The 3,953-nt window shown below is 65.4% G+C and carries 4 protein-coding genes; all 4 read right to left on the reverse strand.

Annotated features, from left to right (window positions below):
- Positions 1-470, reverse strand: a 470-nt coding sequence (locus VMS96_06390) for a hypothetical protein (protein HVP43041.1), incomplete at its 3' end; no start/stop codon positions are given.
- Positions 471-661: 191 nt separating this feature from the next.
- On the reverse strand, positions 662-1,537 hold the full coding sequence (sucD, locus tag VMS96_06395) for a succinate--CoA ligase subunit alpha (GenBank protein ID HVP43042.1): 876 nt from the start codon (positions 1,535-1,537) through the stop codon (positions 662-664).
- Positions 1,537-2,733, reverse strand: a complete 1,197-nt coding sequence (gene sucC, locus VMS96_06400; GenBank protein HVP43043.1) for an ADP-forming succinate--CoA ligase subunit beta — start codon at positions 2,731-2,733, stop codon at positions 1,537-1,539. Before sucC ends, sucD begins: the two co-directional genes overlap by 1 nt.
- Positions 2,734-2,867: 134 nt before the next feature.
- Positions 2,868-3,953, reverse strand: a 1,086-nt coding sequence (gene zapE / locus VMS96_06405) for a cell division protein ZapE (GenBank protein ID HVP43044.1), incomplete at its 5' end; no start/stop codon positions are given.

Below are 3,953 nucleotides of genomic sequence, written 5' to 3' on the forward strand. Positions count from 1 at the left end.
GCGGTCTCGAAGCCGAGCACGCCGTCGAGGAAGATGGGGCGGTCGAGGTCGGTGGGTTCAGTGAAGCCGTAGGTGGCCGGGTCCAGCTCGACATGGTGGCGCTGCGGCTTCAGCCCGAGCGGGTCGAGCTGCGCTTCCAGATGCCCGCGCACGCGGTAGGCGCGGATCAGCATCAGGGCGCGGATGGAATCGAGGATGGCGGCGCGGGTTTCCGCGGGGGAGGCGGCGGGCTTGGCCGGCTTGACCGCGCCTTCGACCTCGTTGGTGACGAAGGCGGTCGGACGCGGAGCCCAGGAAGCGCCGGAGGCGTCCATCAGGATGGACCGCGTCTCGTCATCCAGCGCGGCAAACAGGGCGGCGAAATCCGGATCAACGGAGTTGGGCGCCTCGACCCATTTGGCATAAAGCTGGGCAATGAACTGGGCGTTCGCGCCATTCATCGCGGTGGCAATCACGTCTACACCGGCCATACCTGTTCCTCACTTTTGCAATGCTCCCGCCCGGTGAGGCGGGTGGACTGGGGAGTTCACGACAGTACGGCGAAGTCTCCCCATCCGCGCCGCGTATAAGCCACTAGGGTTATGATGCCGTTACCCAAGTTAAAGGGGCAGGGTTGTCCACGGCGCATGGTTGCTCGTGTTTTCCCTGCGCCTTCAAGCGTTTAGCCCTGCAATGCCTTGACCATGGTGCTGCCAAGCGAGGAAGGGCTGTCGGCAACGAAGATACCGGCTTCCTTCATCGCCTCGATCTTGGCGGCCGCCGTATCCTTGCCGCCGGAGATCACCGCGCCGGCATGGCCCATGCGGCGGCCCGGAGGTGCCGTGGCGCCGGCGATGAAACCAACGGTCGGCTTCTTGATCTTGTGGCGGGCGAGGAACTCGGCCGCGTCGATCTCGGAGGGGCCGCCGATCTCGCCGATCATGATGATCGCCTGGGTCTCGTCGTCGTGCAGGAACAGGTCCAGCACGTCGATGAAGTCGGTGCCCTTTACGGGGTCGCCGCCGATGCCCACGCAGGTGGACTGGCCCAGCCCCGCGGCGGTGGTCTGCGCCACGGCCTCGTAGGTGAGGGTGCCGGAGCGGGAGACGATGCCAATGGAGCCGCGCTTGTGGATATGGCCTGGCATGATGCCGATCTTGCACTCATCCGGGGTGATGACGCCCGGGCAGTTTGGCCCGATCAGGCGGGACTTGGAACCGCACAGGGCGCGCTTGACCTTTACCATGTCCAGCACCGGGATGCCTTCGGTGATGCAGACGATCAGCTCCACGCCCGCGTCGATCGCTTCGAGGATGGCATCGGCGGCGGAAGGCGGCGGCACGTAGATGGCGGAGGCGTTGGCGCCGGTCTTGGCCACGGCCTCTTCCACGGTATTGAACACCGGCAGGTCGAGATGCTTGGTGCCGCCTTTGCCGGGGGTCACGCCGCCGACGATCTTGGTGCCGTAGGCCAGCGCCTGCTCGGAGTGGAACGTGCCCTGAGCGCCGGTGAAGCCCTGGGTGATGACCGTAGTCTCTTTGTTGACGAGAATGGCCATTACGCGGCGTCCTTCACGGCTTTGACGATTTTCTCGGCGGCATCGGCCAGGTTGTCGGCCGGGATGATGGGCAGGCCGGACTTGGCCATCATGTCCTTGCCGAGCTGCACGTTGGTGCCTTCCAGGCGAACCACCAGCGGCACGGAGAGCGAGACCTCGCGCGCCGCGGCGATGACGCCCTCGGCGATGACGTCGCAGCGCATGATGCCGCCGAAGATGTTGACCAGGATGCCCTCCACGTTCGGGTCCGAGAGGATGATCTTGAACGCCGCCGTCACGCGTTCCTTGGTGGCGCCGCCGCCGACGTCCAGGAAGTTCGCCGGCTCGGCGCCGTAGAGCTTGATGATGTCCATGGTCGCCATGGCCAGGCCCGCGCCGTTCACCATGCAGCCGATATTGCCGTCCAGCGCCACGTAGGAGAGCGAGTGCTTGTTGGCTTCCAGCTCCTTCGGGTCTTCCTCGGCCTCGTCGCGCAGCGCCTCGATCTCGGGGTGGCGGTACAGGGCGTTGTCGTCGAAGCTCACCTTGGTGTCGAGCGCGTAGATCTCGCCCGCGCCGGTGACGACCAGCGGATTGATCTCGATGATTGCCGCGTCCAACGCCACGAAGGCGTTGTAGAGGGCGGTGACGAACTTGCCGAAGGTGGCGATCTGCTTGCCCTCCAGGCCCAGGCCGAAGGCCAGCTTGCGGGCGTGGAACGCGGAGATGCCGGAGGCCGGGTCAACCGGCGCGCGCAGAATCTTCTCGGGGCTGTGCGCCGCCACTTCCTCGACTTCCATGCCGCCCTCGGTGGAGGCCACGATCACAACCTCGGACGCCGAGCGGTCGATCAGCAGGGAGAGGTACAGCTCGCGCTTGATGTCGCATCCGGCTTCCACATACACGCGGCGGACCAGGCGTCCAGCCGGGCCGGTCTGCTTGGTGATCAGCGTGTGGCCGATCATTGCCGCCGCGGCGTCACGCACCTCGTCGAGGCTCTTGGCCAGGCGCACTCCCCCTTTGCCGTTCGGATCGTTCTTGAACTTACCGGCGCCACGGCCCCCGGCGTGGATCTGGGACTTCACGACGTAGATGGGACCAGGGAGCTTTTTCGCGGCTTCGACCGCTTCTTCAGGCGTCCAGGCAACATACCCTTCGAGAACCGCGACGCCATAGGCCTTCGCCAGTTCCTTGCCCTGATATTCATGTATGTTCATGTACGTTCAGCCTGCCTGTTTCTTGAGTTAAAGGGGCCTCCCCTGGGGTGCTACTCCCATTCGAAAGGGTGGGCAAGAACTCTGCTGCATAGCGAAGAAGGGCAGGGCTTCGTACATGCATTTTATGTCAGGTTTTATGTCAGATGCGGTAACGCGAGGTAGGTTTCGCTCTGCATTTCCTCGAGGCGGGAAGCCGTGCGCTCGAAAATTTTCGCTCCCTCGCCCGAGCGGTACAGCTCGTCCGGATAGGCGGCGGCGGAAGCGTAGAGCTTCACGCGGTGCTCGTACAGCGCGTCCACCAGCGTGACGAACCGCCGGGCCTCGTCGAAATTATCCGGAGAGAGGCGGGGAACGCCGTCGATCAACAAGCTGTGATAATGCGTCGCCAGGGCCAGGTAGTCGCCGGGCCCGAGCGGCACGCCGCACAGGGCGCTGAAGTCGAACCGCGCGGCGCCGGCTGCGGCGAGCGGCACGGTGAGCCTGCGGCCCTGGATCATCAGCGTGCCTGGCCGCACCGTCTCGCCCTCGGTGAGGGTGGCGAACACCAGGTCCATGGCGTTGTCGGCGCGGGCGTTGGCCGGCACGTACCAGGCTTTCAGCCCGTGCAGCCGGCCGCGGCGGTAATCCTGGGCCGAGTCCAGCACCAGCACGTCGAGCTTCTGCTTGATCAGGGCGATGAAGGGCAGGAAGGCGTCGCGCCCCGGCTTGCCCTTGTACAGGTCGTCGGGGAGCGTGTTGGAGGTGGCCACAACCACCACATGGCGGGCGAACAGCGCCTCGAACAGCCGGCCCAGGATCATCGCGTCCACGATGTCATGCACCTGGAACTCGTCGAAGCAGAGCAGCGCCGCCTCGCCGGCGATCTCGTCGGCCAGCGGTGGAATCGGGTCGGAAATCTCGGGGTGCGCGCGCTTGATGGCGTGAAAGCGCTTATGCGTCTGCTGCATGAACTCGTGGAAGTGGATGCGTTTCTTGCGCGGCACGTCCGCCGCCTCGAAGAACAGGTCCATGAGCATGGATTTTCCGCGCCCGACCTCACCGACGATATACAGCCCGTTCGGGCGGTCCTGCACCTCTTCCACCGGCTTGCGGCGCAGGAAGCGGCCGAGGAACCGGCTATTGTTGTTGGCGGCTTTCGGCGCGGGGTCGTAGCCCCGCAGCTTGGCCCACAGAGCCTGCAGATGCTCGGCGGCGGCGGCCTGCGCCTGGTCGTAGACCAG

Source organism: Terriglobales bacterium (assembly GCA_035543055.1).
Lineage (GTDB): Bacteria > Acidobacteriota > Terriglobia > Terriglobales > Acidobacteriaceae > JAIQFD01.